Origin of the sequence: Companilactobacillus bobalius, assembly GCF_002179915.1 — a bacterium.
In the GTDB taxonomy this organism is placed as follows: Bacteria; Bacillota; Bacilli; order Lactobacillales; family Lactobacillaceae; genus Companilactobacillus; species Companilactobacillus bobalius.
In genome coordinates this window covers 1-802 of the sequence record NZ_MYFM01000025.1, presented here as the reverse complement: position 1 = coordinate 802, position 802 = coordinate 1, and the positions used below count along the sequence as shown (strand labels likewise).

The window sequence follows — 802 nt, the reverse complement described above, 5'->3', positions numbered from 1 at the left end:
AGAACCTGTCTAGTATCTGCTGAATCTGGTAGAATTGTGGAAAACCGACTGAGGAGTTTGTCATGCCAGATTATCCAAGCAATATTTCTCGAGCGCAATTTGCGTTAATACAACCTGATTTAGAAAACTTCCGCAAGCATACAAGACCGCGTCGTTATGATCTTTATGACGTATTCAATGCCATCCTTTACTCGCTTACTACAGGGTGTCAATGGCGTGAATTACCGCACGATTTCCCGGAATGGCACACTGTCTACCACTATTACGATATGTGGCGAGATAAACCAGACCCGACAGCCGATTCACTATTAGAAAGTCTTTTAAAAAAACTGTTGCTTACTATCGCTTTGCACAGGGCCGATCGGCCCGAACGTCGTTTGTGATTGTTGATGCTCAAAGTGTTAAAACCACTGATTTAACGAAAAATAGTGGCTACGATGGCGGCAAAAAGATTTCAGGGATTAAGCGTCATATGGCGGTTGATATTAATGGTTTACCACAAGCCGTTCTCGTGACACGAGCTAATGTATCAGATCGTTCAGGTGCATTGGCTATGTTTATTAGTTTGGCTAGCCAAAATTTATAGCTGGTTCAGCATGTCATGGTTGATGGTGGCTACACTGGCAATGACTTTGCGGATCAGGTGAAGCTCATTTTGAATGCTAAGACGACGGTAGTTAAACGCAACGAGTTGCATATGTTCACGGTGTTACCGCAACGATGGATCGTTGAACGTTCATGGAGTTGGCTAGACAAATGTCGGCGACTTTGGAAAAACTGTGAACGTGCCCTTAACAGCAGT

At 43.8% G+C, this 802-nt stretch carries 1 pseudogene; it reads left to right on the top strand.

The features are described from left to right. Nucleotides 1–62 precede the first annotated feature (62 nt). A pseudogene (locus tag LKACC16343_RS14110) lies at nucleotides 63–802 on the top strand (IS5 family transposase); the annotation flags it as partial.